Genomic DNA, 13,012 nt, shown 5'->3' on the forward strand with positions numbered 1-13,012 from the left:
GCAACCCGCTACGACAAGACCGCCGAGTCCTACCAGGCAGCCGTCACCCTCGCCTCGCTCCTGATGTGGGCGTGACATTTGAAGACAACTCCTAGGCCCGTCCGCCCGCCGCGATCTGCTTGCGGTAGAAGCCCGTGGTGCGCTCGGTGTGCTTGCGCATCACCTCGCCGGCGCGGTCGGCGTCGCCCTTGGCGATGGCCCTGATCAGCTGGGCGTGTTCGTTCCACGCCTCCTTGCCGCGCGGGCGGGCGATCGGCGTGTAGTACCAGCGCACCTTCTGGCCGACACCGGAGATCAGCTCGGCCAGGACGTCGTTGCCGGCCACGGAGGTGATGAAGGCGTGCAGGGCCGTGTTCGCGCCGACCAGTCGCTCGACGTCACCCTCGGCGAGCGCGTCGACGCCCTCCTGCTGAAGCTCCCAGAGCCGCTCGATGTCCTCGGGCCGCGCGTTCTGCGCGGCGAGCTGGGCCGAGTACGTCTCCAGGACCGCGCGGACGCCCAGGAGTTGGGCGGCCTCCTCCTCGGTGGGGGAGTGCACGAACGCTCCCTGGGCCGGACGCAGGTCCACCCAGCCGTCCGTCTGGAGCCGCTGCAACGCCTCACGGACGGGCTGACGGCTGACGCCCAGATGCTCGGCCAGCTCGGCCTCGACGAGGTGCTGACCGGGCTTGAGGGAGCCGCTGACGATCAGCTCGGTCAGGGCGTCGTACACGGCCTGGCGCAGTGGCGCCGGGCGGGTGACGCGCCGGGCCGCGGCGGCCGTGAGTGCCTCGCGCATGGGAGCCCCGATCTGCCACCGGTCCCGCGGGCCGACGGCTCTGCCAAGTGGTGGCCGCCGAGTGGGTCGCCGACGGCCCGGCCAGCATACAGGTTTTGGTATGCAAGATGGCGGGCTCCTCCGGAAGGAATCCCAGGTCGGCCGGGGGTGCGTGCCGTGCCGCCCATCGACTTGGGAGGGCTTCGAGCGCGGTGAGGGGAGCGGGAGCCGTGATGGTTCGCCCTCCACGGTGCCTCAAGTCCCCTCCAGGTGAACGTGATTGATGACGATTGAGTTCTGTATACAGAAGCCTGTATGAGGTATCGTCCGGACTCCCGCGAGCATCGCCGGGGGCCCGCGTGACGGAAGGCGGAGCGAACATGACGACCAGCGCGAGCGACGTGACGGTCGAGAGCGTGGTCCGGAGAGTGGCGGCCGGCCACCGGGATCAGCGCGGCGCGCTGCTGCCCGTACTGCACGCCGTACAGGCCGAGTTGGGGTACGTGCCACAGGAGGCCGTGCCGGTGCTGGCCGACGAGTTCAACCTCTCCCGGGCCGATGTCCACGGAGTCGTGACCTTCTACCACGACTTCCGCCGCGAACCCGTCGGCCGCACCCTCCTGCGCATCTGCCGGGCCGAGGCGTGCCAGGCACTGGGCGCCGAGGGCCTGATGACCTACGCCAACGAGGCGGGACTGGTAACCGGCGGGACGACCGCCGACGGTGCCGTGACCGTCGAGCAGGTCTTCTGCCTCGGCAACTGCGCCCTCGGCCCGGCCGTCGAGGTGAACGGCCGCCTGTACGGACGCGTGAACCCGGCCCGACTGGGCTCCCTCCTCGACGGGACGGTCTCCTCATGAACGACACCACCGCGCACCCGGCCGCCACGGTCTACGTCCCCCGCGACTCGGCCGCCCGGTCCGTCGGAGCGGACGACGTGGCGGACGCCCTCCAACAGGCCACTTCACGGGGCGACTTCGCGCTCGACGTGGTCCGCAACGGATCGCGCGGCATGCTCTGGCTCGAACCCCTCGTCGAGGTGATGACCCCCAGGGGCCGCGTCGGATACGGCCCCGTCGCCCCGTCCGACGTCGAGGACCTGCTCGCCGCGGGCCTGCTCGACGGCGCCGACCATCCGCTGTGCCGCGGAGTGGTCGACGAACTCCCCTGGCTGGCACGCCAGAACCGGGTCACGTTCGCCCGCGTCGGCGTCACGGACCCGCTGTCGCCCGAGGACTACGTGGCCCACGGCGGCATCGCGGGGCTGCGCGCCGCACTGGAGCGCCCGCCCGCCGACGTGGTCGCCGAGGTCACCGCGTCCGGACTGCGCGGCCGGGGCGGCGCGGGATTCCCGGCCGGCATCAAATGGAAGACCGTGCTCGACTGCCCGGACGAGCTGAAGTTCGTCTGCTGCAACGCCGACGAGGGCGACAGCGGCACCTTCGCCGACCGGATGGTCATGGAGGGCGACCCGTTCCTGCTCATCGAGGGCATGACCATCGCCGCGCACGCGGTCGGCGCGCGCGAGGGCTACCTCTACATCCGCTCCGAGTACCCGGACGCGGTGGCCTCGATGCGCGCGGCGATCGGTGTCGCCCGTCGGCAGGGCTGGCTCGGCACGGGCATCCTCGGCTCCGCGCTCGACTTCGACCTGCACGTCCGCGTCGGCGCCGGGGCGTACATCTGCGGCGAGGAGACCTCCATGCTGGAGAGCCTGGAGGGCAAGCGCGGCACCGTGCGCGCCAAGCCGCCGATCCCCGCGATCGAGGGCCTGTTCGGCAGACCGACGGTCGTGAACAACGTCCTCACCCTCGCGACGGTCCCCGTCGTGCTCGCCGCGGGCGCGGCCGCGTACCAGGAGCTCGGAGTCGGCCGCTCCCGCGGCACCCAGGTCTTCCAGCTCGGCGGCAACATCGCGCACGGCGGCATCGTCGAGACCGCCTTCGGCGTCACCCTGCGTGAACTGGTCGAGGACTACGGCGGCGGTACGTTCACCGGGCGCCCGGTGCGCACGGTGCAGGTCGGCGGCCCTCTCGGCGCCTACCTGCCGCCGTCGATGTTCGACCTGCCGATGGACTACGAGGAGTTCGCCGCCGCGGGCGCGATGGTCGGGCACGGCGGAGTCGTCGTCTTCGACGACACCGTGGACATGGCGGCCCAGGCGCGCTTCGCGATGGAGTTCTGCGCCGCGGAGTCCTGCGGCAAGTGCACGCCGTGCAGAGTCGGTTCGGTACGGGGCGTCGAGGTGATCGACAAGATCGTGGCGGGCCGGCACCGGGACGAGAACCTGGCCCTGCTCGAGGACCTGTGCGACCTGATGACGGACGGGTCGCTGTGCGCGATGGGCGGCCTGACGCCGATGCCGGTGCGCAGCGCCCTCGCGCACTTTCCCGACGACTTCCTCGCCCGCGGACCGGGCCGGGGAGCACCAGCCGAGCGGACGAGCGGAGTACGGACGGAGGGCACGGCATGACACTGCTCAAGGAACCCGACTTCGGGACCCCGGAACGGCCCGGCGAGGCCACGGTGTCCGTGGAGGTGGACGGCCTGCCGGTGACCGTCCCCGAGGGCACCTCGGTGATGCGTGCCGCCGCCCTGGCCGGCATCGACATCCCGAAACTGTGCGCCACCGACAGTCTGGAGCCCTTCGGCTCCTGCCGGTTGTGCGTGGTGGAGATCGACGGCAGGCGCGGCACCCCGGCCTCCTGCACCACGCCGGTCGCGGACGGGATGCGGGTGAGCACCCAGACGCCGAAGGTGGAGAAGCTCCGGCAGGGCGTCATGGAGCTGTACATCTCCGACCATCCGCTGGACTGCCTCACCTGCCCGGCCAACGGCGACTGCGAACTCCAGGACATGGCGGGCGTGGTGGGGCTGCGGCAGGTGCGGTACGGCTACGAGGGGGAGAACCACCTCGACGCCGAGAAGGACACCTCCAACCCGTACTTCGACTTCGACGCGTCCAAGTGCATCTCCTGCTCCCGCTGCGTGCGGGCCTGTGGCGAGGTGCAGGGCACGTTCGCGCTGACCATCGAGGGACGCGGCTTCGACTCCAAGGTGTCGCCCGGCGCGGGCGAGACGTTCATGGACTCCGAGTGCGTCTCCTGCGGGGCCTGCGTGCAGGCCTGCCCCACCTCCACCCTCCAGGAGAAGTCGGTGGTCGAACTCGGCATGCCGACCCGGTCGGTGGTCACAACCTGCGCGTACTGCGGGGTCGGCTGCTCCTTCAAGGCCGAACTGCGCGGCGACGAACTCGTACGGATGGTGCCGTACAAGGACGGCGGCGCGAACGAGGGCCACTCCTGCGTGAAGGGCCGCTTCGCCTTCGGCTACGCCACCCACCCGGACCGGATGCTCAAGCCGATGGTCCGCGACCGGATCACCGACCCGTGGCGCGAGGTCGACTGGGACGAGGCGATCGGCACCGTCGCCCGCCGGATGCGCGACATCCAGGCGCGGTTCGGGCCCGGCTCGATCGGCGCGATCTCCTCGTCCCGGTGCACGAACGAAGAGGTCTACGTCGTCCAGAAGATGGTCCGCGCCGCCTTCGGCAACAACAACATCGACACCTGCGCCCGGGTCTGCCACTCCCCGACGGGATACGGACTCAAGCAGACCTTCGGGGAGTCCGCCGGCACCCAGGACTTCCGGTCCGTCGCCGAGGCCGACGTCATCATGGTGATCGGCGCCAACCCCACCGACGGCCACCCGGTGTTCGCCTCGCGGATGAAGCGCAGGCTCCGCGAGGGCGCCCAGCTGATCGTCATCGACCCGCGCCGCATCGACCTGGTGCGCTCACCGCACGTCGAGGCCGCGCACCACCTCCAGCTCAGGCCCAGCACCAACGTCGCCGTCGTCAACGCCCTGGCCCACGTGGTCGTCACCGAGTCGCTGGTCGACCGTTCCTTCGTCGACAGCCGGTGCGAGGGCTTCGACGAGTGGGCGCGCTTCGTCGCCCTGCCCGAGAACAGCCCGGAGGCCACCGAGGAGATCAGCGGGATCCCCGCGGACCAACTCCGGTCCGCCGCACGGCTGTACGCCGCGGCACCGAACGGCGCCATCTACTACGGCCTCGGCGTCACCGAGCACAGCCAGGGCTCCACCATGGTCATGGGGATGGCGAACCTCGCCATGGCCTGCGGCAACATCGGCCGCGACGGCGTCGGTGTGAACCCGCTGCGCGGGCAGAACAACGTGCAGGGCTCCTGCGACATGGGGTCCTTCCCGCACGAACTTCCCGGCTACCGGCACGTGTCCGACGACGCGGTCCGCGAGGTGTTCGAGAACCTGTGGGGCGGCACGCTCCTCGCCGAACCGGGGCTGCGCATCCCCAACATGTTCGACGCCGCGATCGACGGCACCTTCCGCGGACTGTTCGTGCACGGCGAGGACATCGCCCAGTCCGACCCCAACCTCCAGCACGTCACGGCCGCCCTGGAGGCCATGGAACTCGTCGTCGTACAGGACCTGTTCCTCAACGAGACCGCCAAGTTCGCGCACGTCTTCCTGCCCGGCGCCTCCTTCCTGGAGAAGGACGGCACCTTCACCAACGCGGAGCGCCGCATCAACCGGGTGCGCGCCGTCATGAAGCCGAAGTCGGGCAAGCACGAGTGGCAGATCGTCTGCGAGATCGCCACCGCCATGGGCTACCCGATGGCGTACGACCACCCGGCCGGCATCATGGAGGAGATCGCCTCGGTCACCCCTACGTTCACCGGGGTCTCCTTCGAGGTGCTCGACAAGCTGGGCAGCGTGCAGTGGCCGTGCAACGCGGCCGCCCCGGACGGCACACCGGTCATGCACGTCGACGCGTTCGTGCGGGGCAAGGGCCGGTTCGTCGTCACCACGTATGTGCCGACCAAGGAGCGCTCCACCCGCCGGTTCCCGCTGGTGCTCACCACCGGACGCATCCTCAGCCAGTACAACGTGGGCGCGCAGACCCGGCGCACCGGCAACGTCGCCTGGCATCCCGAGGACATCCTGGAACTGCATCCGCACGACGCCGAGGTGCGCGGCATCACCGACGGCGCGCTGGTCACCCTCGCCAGCCGGGTCGGACGGACGACCCTGTGCGCCGAGATCTCCGACCGGATGCCGGCCGGCGTCGTCTACACCACGTTCCACCACCCCGTCACCGGCGCGAACGTGGTCACCACCGAGAACTCGGACTGGGCCACCAACTGCCCCGAGTACAAGGTGACCGCCGTCCAGGTCGCTCTCGCGCACCCGCTCGGGCACGCCGACGACCTGCCGGAACGGACGGGGGACACGGCACCGGGGCCCGCCGGGAACGGTGTCCGGAAGTCCGCCGGCGACGACGTGCTCACGGCGGTGGACTGAGATGGCGGGGACCGTGCCGGCGGAGCGCCGGATGGCGAACGACATCGCCGTGAACCTGGTGCACCTGCCCGGGGACGAGGCGGCGGAGGCGGTCGCCGGGCACATCGGCCGGTTCTGGGACCCGCGCATGCGGTCCCGGCTCGTCGCGGACGTCGACGCCGGGGCCGACGGGCTGCATCCCCTGGTGGTCGCGGCGGTACGGCTCCTGCGCTGACCGCGGCCGTGCACGACAGGCCACGGGACACGGCCGGATCGGTAGGCTCGGGATGATCACGGGGCAGCCGGCCGGCCGGTCCGCGGCGCCGGGGTGCGGCGTGAGCGAGAGAGGAGTCGTGCATGCTGTTCCGGCAGCTCGAGTACTTCGTGGCGGTGGCCCGCGAGCGGCACTTCGCGCGGGCGGCGGAGTCCTGCTACGTCTCGCAGCCCGCGCTCTCGGCGGCGATCGCCAAACTGGAGCGGGAGTTGAACGTCACGCTCATCAACCGCGGGCACAACTACCAGGGCCTGACCCCGGAGGGCGAGCGGCTCGTGGTGTGGGCCAAGCGCATCCTCGCCGAACAGGACGCGTTCAAGGCCGAGGTGGCCGCCGTGCAGTCGGGCATCACCGGCACGCTCCGCCTCGGCACCGACCCCACCGCCTCCACCACCCTCGCGATGCCCGTTGCCGCGTTCTGCGCCGCGCACCCGCTGGCCAAGGTGCAGGTCCGCTCCCGTCTGTCGACGAAGGAACTCCACCGCCAGCTGCGCGACTTCGAACTGGACGTGGCGATCGCCCACTTCGACCCCGGAGACCAGGAAGGCCTCCAGGTCGTCCCGCTGTACCAGGAGAGGTACATGCTGCTCGTCTCCGACGACCAGCTGACCGCCCAGGCCACCACCATGACCTGGGCGGACGCCGCCCAGCTGCCGCTCGCGCTGCTGACCCCGGACATGCGGATCCGGCAGATCGTCGACGGCGTCTTCGCGGACAAGGGCTTCGTGGTGACCCCCCAGGTGGAGACCGACTCCATCGCCTCGCTGTACGCGCACGTCGGCGGCGGCGAGTGGGCGAGCATCGTCCCGCACACCTGGCTGCGCGCGATGCCGGTGATCGGCAGGACGCGGGCGCTGCCGCTGGTCGACCCGGAGGCGGGCGCCCAGGTGTCGGTGGCGATCCACGCGGCGACCCCCGGATCGGTGGCCGCCCGCGCCTTCGTGAACGCGGCGACCGGCCTCTCCCTGGACGACTTCTTCGGCCGGCCCCTCATCGGCGAACACCGCGTGCGCTGACGGGGGCACGGTCCGCCGTCCGCCCCTCAGCGCGCGTACCGGGCCTCGACCGCCAGCCGGTCGAGACCGCCCTTGGTGGTGTACGGCAACTCGCCGACGAAATGCAGCCGTTCGGGCACCTCGAAGGGTGCGAGCCGTTCACGGCAGTGCCGCAGCACCTCCTCGGCGCCGGCGCACTCCGGGTCGTAGACGACCAGGGCCGCGCCGACCCGCTGCCCGTACACGGCATCGGGGACGGCGAACACGGCGGCCTCGGCGACGCCCGGGCAGCCCGCGAGGACGTCCTCCACCCGCTCGGGGGAGATCTCCTCCCCGCCGCGGCTGATGATGGTGGTGATCCGCCCCGTGAGGCGGAGATGGCCGTCCTCGTCGAGCGAGCCCAGGTCCCCGGTGCGCAGCCAGCCCCCGGAGAACCCGCGTGCCGTCTCCACGGGGTCGGCGAGATAGCCGCGGGCGACCGTGGGCCCGGACACCCACACCTCGCCCTGGACACCGGCGGGGCACGGCCGGCCGTCCCGGCCCACGACCCGCAGCCGCACGCCCGTCGGCAGGCCGACCGACCCGTGCTTGAGGACCCCGTCCTGCGGCAGCGGCTCGCTGGTCGCCTGGTGGCTGGACTCCGTCATCCCGTAGGCGGAGAGCAGGGGAGCGCCGAACGCACGCTCCAGGGCCCGTTGCGTGGCCGGGTTGAGCGGGGCGCTGGAGCTGCGGACGAAGCGCAGCGGCGGACCCGGCGGGCCGGGGTGCTCGAACTCCGCCCGCTCCAGCAGGACCTCGTGCAGCGTCGGTACCGCGGTGAACCAGGTGGCGGACGCTGCCCGCATGTCGTCCCAGAACGTCCCCGCGCAGAACCGGCCGCGCACGGGCAGCAGGACGCCGCCCCCGCCGGCCAGGGACGCCAGGAGCGCCGCGAACAGGCCGTGACCGTGGAAGAACGGCATCACCGCGACGGTCGCGTCCGCGGGGCCGAGCCGGTACGTGGCGCAGATGCCCCGCACGGAGGAGGCGACGTTCGCCTGCGTCAGGGGGACCATCCGGGCCCGCGCGGCGGTCCCGGAGGTGTACAGCACCAGCGCGTCCCGAGCGCTCAACTCAGCTGCGGCGCCCGTCTTTCGGCGGGGGGCGGCAGCCGTGTCCGCGAGCACGGCCGCGGTCCCGCCCGGGGAGACCTCCACCCGCAGCGGCCAGGCCGGGACCCGCAGCGGTGCCGGCGGCGGCGTGTCGGCCGCCGACGGCCCGATCAGGACCGCGGGGACACCGAGCGCGTCGAGCCGTGCGGAGAGTTCGGGCGCGGGCAGCGCCGGGTCCAGCGGGGCGGTCACCAGCCCGGCCCGCGCCGCGCCGAACAGCCCGACGACGAACTCGGCGGTGTTGGCGCCGACCAGACCGATCGCGTCACCCCGGCGCAGTCCGGTGGCGGCGAGGCGCGCGGCCAGGTCGTCGGCCAGCGCCGACAGGACCCGGAACGACACCGGTCGGCGGCCGGCGCCGACCACCAGGGCCCGGGCGTCGGGACGTTCGCGCGCCGGCCGGTCCAGCAGGTCGGCCAGGCCGGTCAGTTCGGGCGGCCGGTAGCCGTCCGCCTCACGCGCCGACGCCGCGGCCGGAACGGCCATGACCCCACCTCCGTACCCCCAGGTCCGCCGGAGCGGCCGTCCGCCGCAGCGGGCCCCGGCTTCGGCGAGGCGCTCCTCTGCGAGCCTGCGGCGAGGCGGGGAGCGCGTCCAATACGCAGCGGCGAACGGCCGATAGCGGCGCTCTATCAAGGGAGTTGAGAGGTCCCGGGGGCGCCCTCGATAGACGCTGTTTATCGGCTGGTCGCCGATGGGTCTTGGACGCGGGCGGGCCCGCTGCCGAAGGGTGGGAGAAGGAGCCGCACCGGCAGGATCTGCCCAAGGAGGACCTCGGACCATGACCGCCCCCTCGACACTGGAGACCGCGGCGAAAGCCGACGTTCCGACCGAGCTCACCGACGGCTACCACCTGGTCGTCGACGCGCTCAGGATGAACGACGTCGACACCATCTACGGGGTGGTCGGCATCCCGATCACCGACCTGGCCCGCCTCGCGCAGGCCCGGGGCATCCGCTACGTCGGCTTCCGGCACGAGAGCAACGCGGGCCACGCGGCCGCGGCCGCCGGCTATCTCACCCAGAAGCCCGGAATCTGCCTCACGGTGTCCGCGCCCGGCTTCCTCAACGGTCTCGTCGCGCTGGCCAACGCCACCACCAACTGCTTCCCCATGGTGCAGATCTCCGGCTCCAGCGAGCGGCACCTCGTCGACCTGCGGCAGGGCGACTACGAGGAGATGGACCAGCTCGCCGCCGCGCAGCCGTTCTGCAAGGCCGCCTACCGGGTGGGCCGTGTCGAGGACATCGGCCGGGGCATCGCCCGCGCCCTGCGCACCGCGGTCTCCGGGCGCCCCGGCGGTGTGTATCTCGACATCCCCGCCGCGGTGCTCGGCTCCATCATGGACGCCGAGGCCGGCGCGCGGACGCTGAGCCGCCTCGTCGACCCCGCTCCGCGTCAGCTGCCCGCACCCGAGGCCGTGGACCGTGCCATCGAGCTTCTCGCGGGCGCGGAACGGCCGTTGGTGGTCCTCGGCAAGGGCGCCGCGTACGCGCGCGCCGACGACCAGGTCCGCGCGTTCGTCGAGTCCACCGGCATCCCGTACGTGCCCATGTCGATGGCCAAGGGCCTGCTGCCCGACGACCATCCGCAGTCGGCGGCCACCGCCCGTTCGCTGGCCCTGAAGAAGGCCGACGTCGTCATGCTCGTCGGCGCCCGCCTCAACTGGCTGCTGAACCACGGCGAGTCACCGCAGTGGAACCCCGACGCCAGGTTCATCCAAGTGGACATCGAGGCACGGGAGATGGACAGCAACCAGCCCATCGCCGCCCCGCTCGTCGGCGACATCGGGTCGGTCCTCGACGCCATCGCCGAGCGGACCAAGCCCGGCCGGATCGCCGCCCCCGCCGCCTGGCGCGAGGAACTCGGCGCGCGCTCGGCGCGGAACGTCGCGAAGATGGCGGAGCGCCTGGAGGCCGACCCGCACCCCATGCAGTTCATGGGCGCCCTGAAGGCCGTACGGGACGTGCTGCGCGAGCGCCCGGAGATCTACCTCGTCAACGAGGGCGCCAACGCGCTGGACATCGCGCGCAACGTCATCGACATGCACGTACCGCGGCACCGCCTCGACAGCGGCACCTGGGGCGTCATGGGCATCGGCATGGGCTACGCGATCGCCGCCGCGGTGGAGAGCGGCGCGCCGGTGGTGGCCGTGGAGGGCGACAGCGCCTTCGGGTTCAGCGGTATGGAGCTGGAGACCATCTGCCGTTACGGACTTCCCGTCGTCACCGTCGTGATGAACAACGGCGGTGTCTACCGGGGCGACGACGTCAACCCGCTCGGTGACGCACCCTCCCCGACCACCCTGATGGCCGCCGCCCGGCACGACCGGATGATCGAGGCGTTCGGCGGCAGGGGCTATCGCGCGACCACCCCCGCCGAGGTCACCGCCGCTCTCACCGAGGCGCTGGCCTCCGGCGGGCCCGCGCTCATCGACTGCGTGATCGACCCCGCGGCCGGCACCGAGAGCGGCCACATCGCGCACCTGAACCCCAAGGGCATCACCGTCGGCAACATCCGGCCGGCCCGCTCATGAGCCCTCGACCCCCCGCCCGCAGCGACGACTCCCGCACCGCGATCATTCACGAGAAGGAAACCGCCATGAGTGAAAAGCCGCTCGCCGGAATCAAGGTGATCGACTTCACCGGGGTCCAGGCCGGTCCCGCGTGCACGCAGATGCTCGCCTGGTTCGGCGCCGACGTCATCAAGGTCGAGCGCATCGCCGGCGGTGATGTGACCCGGCGTCAGCTCCGGGACATCCCCGACCTCGACGCCCTCTACTTCACCATGCTCAACAGCAACAAGCGGTCCCTGGCCATCAACACCAAGTCCCCCGAGGGCAAGGAGGTCATGGAGAAGCTGATCCGCGAGGCGGACATCCTGGTGGAGAACTTCGCGCCGGGTGCCATGGACCGGATGGGCCTGGGCTGGGACCACATCCACGCCCTGAACCCCCGGCTCATCTTCGGCTCGGTCAAGGGCTTCAACGACGACTCGAAGTGGAACGACCTCAAGGTCTACGAGAACGTCGCGCAGGCCGCGGGGGGCGCCGCGTCGACCACCGGGTTCTGGGACGGGCCGCCCACCATCAGCGGTTCGGCGCTCGGCGACAGCAACAGCGGGATGCATCTGCTGGTCGGCCTGCTCACGGCGATCATCCAGCGCAACGCCACGGGCGTCGGCCAGAAGGTCTCGGTGTCCATGCAGGACGCGGTCCTCAACCTGACCCGGGTCAAGCTCCGCGACCAGCAGCGCCTGGAGCGGGTCGGCCACCTGGAGGAGTATCCGCAGTACCCGAACGGCGAGTTCGGCGACGCGGTGCCGCGCGGCGGCAACGCGGGCGGCGGCGGGCAGCCCGGCTGGATCCTCAAGTGCAAGGGCTGGGAGACCGACCCGAACGCCTACATCTACTTCACGATCCAGGAGCAGAACTGGGCCCGCACCTGTGAGGCCATCGGCCGGCCCGAGTGGACCGAGGACCCCGGGTACACCACCGCCCTGGCCCGGCAGCCGCACATCATGGAGATCTTCGGCGAGATCGAGAAGTGGCTCGCCGACAAGACGAAGTACGAGGCGGTCGACATCCTGCGCACCTTCGAGGTGCCGTGTGCGCCCGTGCTCAGCATGAAGGAACTCGCCGCGGACCCGGACATGCGCAGGAGCGGCACGATCGTCGAGGTCGAGCAGAAGGAGCGCGGCACCTATCTGACGGTGGGCAGCCCGATCAAGTTCTCCGGCTTCAAGCCCGAGATCGCCGGCGCCCCGCTGCTGGGCGAGCACACCGACGAGGTGCTCGCGGACCTCGGCTACGACGCGAACGCGATCCGCAGGCTGCACGAGGGCCAGGTCGTCGCCTGAGCCCGTACGGCGAAGTGCCCCGCGAACAGGAGAAGTTCGCGGGGCACTTCGTCATAGGGACAGGACGGCGCAGCGCGCGCCTACACGGACGTACGGTCCGTCTCGGCGCGGCGCCGCATCATTTCCTTCTCCCGGGCCCGCCGGGCGGTCACGTCCCGGACGACCGCGCCGACGTACGGGGTGCCGTCGTTCCCGGTCAGCAGCACGACGCTGAACTCGATGGACAGGGTCCGGCCGTCCGACGCGAGCGCGGGCACCGTCAGGAGGTCGGCGTCACCGTACTTGGTGGTCCCTCGATCCATGGCGGTGCCGAAGCCCTCCCAGTGACGCCGGCGGTGCTTCTCCGGAATGATGACGTCGAGACTGCCGCCGTCCACCTCGGCCGCCGAGAAGCCGAAGATGCGCTCGGCCCCTCTGTTCCAGTACCGGATCAGGCCTTCCCTGTCGATGATCACCACGCCGTCGGGTGCCTGGTCCGCCATTCCCAGCACCACTTGGGGATCCAGCTCTGCCATGTCGCCTCCGGGTCGGGGCCATTTGGTGGGCGACAGTATACAGAATCCAGTCTGCGGAGAGCATGGCTGTGACGCCTTGCTCCCCTCGTCCGATGGACCGGGTGGCCGGGTCGGGGAATCAGGGCAGCCTCTGGCGGTCCGGTGTC

10 protein-coding genes are annotated in these 13,012 nt (G+C 71.5%); 7 read left to right on the forward strand and 3 right to left on the reverse strand.

Annotation, left to right across the window (positions count from 1 at the left end):
- Positions 1-91: 91 nt before the first annotated feature.
- Positions 92-778, reverse strand: coding sequence for a GntR family transcriptional regulator (locus tag ABZT74_RS25265; RefSeq protein WP_355873993.1), 687 nt, complete (start codon positions 776-778; stop codon positions 92-94).
- 359 nt (positions 779-1,137) lie between these two features.
- Between ABZT74_RS25265 and ABZT74_RS25270 the strand changes: the two genes are divergently transcribed.
- The 5 genes from ABZT74_RS25270 to ABZT74_RS25290 all read left to right on the forward strand — a co-directional run bounded on the left by ABZT74_RS25270 (position 1,138) and on the right by ABZT74_RS25290 (position 7,366).
- Complete coding sequence (locus tag ABZT74_RS25270) at positions 1,138-1,617, forward strand: NAD(P)H-dependent oxidoreductase subunit E (RefSeq protein WP_356438354.1); 480 nt, start codon at positions 1,138-1,140, stop codon at positions 1,615-1,617.
- On the forward strand, positions 1,614-3,230 hold the full coding sequence (locus tag ABZT74_RS25275; protein ID WP_356438357.1) for an NADH-quinone oxidoreductase subunit NuoF: 1,617 nt from the start codon (positions 1,614-1,616) through the stop codon (positions 3,228-3,230). The genes ABZT74_RS25270 and ABZT74_RS25275 overlap by 4 nt, the downstream gene beginning before the upstream one ends.
- Positions 3,227-6,097 carry a formate dehydrogenase subunit alpha gene (gene fdhF / locus ABZT74_RS25280; RefSeq protein ID WP_356173866.1) on the forward strand — a complete coding sequence of 957 codons (2,871 nt, stop codon included), beginning with the start codon at positions 3,227-3,229 and terminating at the stop codon, positions 6,095-6,097. Before ABZT74_RS25275 ends, fdhF begins: the two co-directional genes overlap by 4 nt.
- Before the next feature lie 31 nt (positions 6,098-6,128).
- A complete protein-coding gene (locus tag ABZT74_RS25285) occupies positions 6,129-6,311 on the forward strand; it encodes a formate dehydrogenase subunit delta (protein ID WP_355873984.1) in 183 nt (60 codons plus the stop codon).
- 122 nt (positions 6,312-6,433) lie between these two features.
- Positions 6,434-7,366 (forward strand): LysR family transcriptional regulator, encoded by a 933-nt coding sequence (locus ABZT74_RS25290; protein WP_356173869.1) that lies wholly within the window; start codon positions 6,434-6,436, stop codon positions 7,364-7,366.
- Between the two features lie 26 nt (positions 7,367-7,392).
- Here the strand turns inward: ABZT74_RS25290 and ABZT74_RS25295 are convergent, their stop codons facing one another.
- Positions 7,393-8,982 (reverse strand): FadD7 family fatty acid--CoA ligase, encoded by a 1,590-nt coding sequence (locus ABZT74_RS25295; RefSeq protein ID WP_356173871.1) that lies wholly within the window; start codon positions 8,980-8,982, stop codon positions 7,393-7,395.
- Positions 8,983-9,277: 295 nt separating this feature from the next.
- On the opposite strand from ABZT74_RS25295, the gene oxc reads away from it, so the two are divergent.
- Positions 9,278-11,029 (forward strand): oxalyl-CoA decarboxylase, encoded by a 1,752-nt coding sequence (gene oxc, locus ABZT74_RS25300; protein ID WP_356173873.1) that lies wholly within the window; start codon positions 9,278-9,280, stop codon positions 11,027-11,029.
- A gap of 65 nt (positions 11,030-11,094) precedes the next feature.
- Positions 11,095-12,351, forward strand: a complete 1,257-nt coding sequence (gene frc / locus ABZT74_RS25305) for a formyl-CoA transferase (RefSeq protein ID WP_356173875.1) — start codon at positions 11,095-11,097, stop codon at positions 12,349-12,351.
- Between the two features lie 80 nt (positions 12,352-12,431).
- Here frc and ABZT74_RS25310 read toward each other — a convergent pair whose 3' ends face one another.
- Positions 12,432-12,866, reverse strand: a complete 435-nt coding sequence (locus tag ABZT74_RS25310) for a PAS domain S-box protein (protein ID WP_356173878.1) — start codon at positions 12,864-12,866, stop codon at positions 12,432-12,434.
- Positions 12,867-13,012: the final 146 nt, after the last annotated feature.

The organism is Streptomyces sp. NPDC005302 (assembly GCF_040607345.1).
Taxonomy (GTDB): domain Bacteria; phylum Actinomycetota; class Actinomycetes; order Streptomycetales; family Streptomycetaceae; genus Streptomyces.